Raw genomic sequence first — 296 nt, 5'->3', positions numbered from 1 at the left:
ATCGTGGGCGATGATGAAGCGGATATCAAAAACAATCTGATCTCCGTGAATTCTCCTATTGCCCGCGGTCTGATTGGTAAGAGCCTGGATGACATTGTGCAAATTCAGACGCCTGCCGGTGTTGTGGAATATGAAATCATTGAGGTTGAGTACCTGTAACGCAGGGAAAAGCAGAAAGAAAAAAGGGCCGGTCGGCCCTTTTTTATTGCCTGCTTGTCAGGGCCGTTTACCTACTGGCACCATAATGTGCGCATAGGGGGTACCTTTCCACATTACATACGGGCCGCCGTAATAGG

1 protein-coding gene is annotated in these 296 nt (G+C 49.0%); it reads left to right on the top strand.

Annotation, left to right across the window (positions count from 1 at the left end):
- Window positions 1-159, top strand: a 159-nt coding sequence (locus J0A66_RS22850; protein ID WP_206576078.1) for a GreA/GreB family elongation factor, incomplete at its 5' end; no start/stop codon positions are given.
- Window positions 160-296: the final 137 nt, after the last annotated feature.

This window comes from Bowmanella dokdonensis, from assembly GCF_017254865.1.
GTDB classification, from domain to species: domain Bacteria; phylum Pseudomonadota; class Gammaproteobacteria; order Enterobacterales; family Alteromonadaceae; genus Bowmanella; species Bowmanella dokdonensis.
The sequence above is the reverse complement of the archived record's forward strand: the minus strand, read 5'-3'. Positions and strand labels throughout refer to the sequence as shown.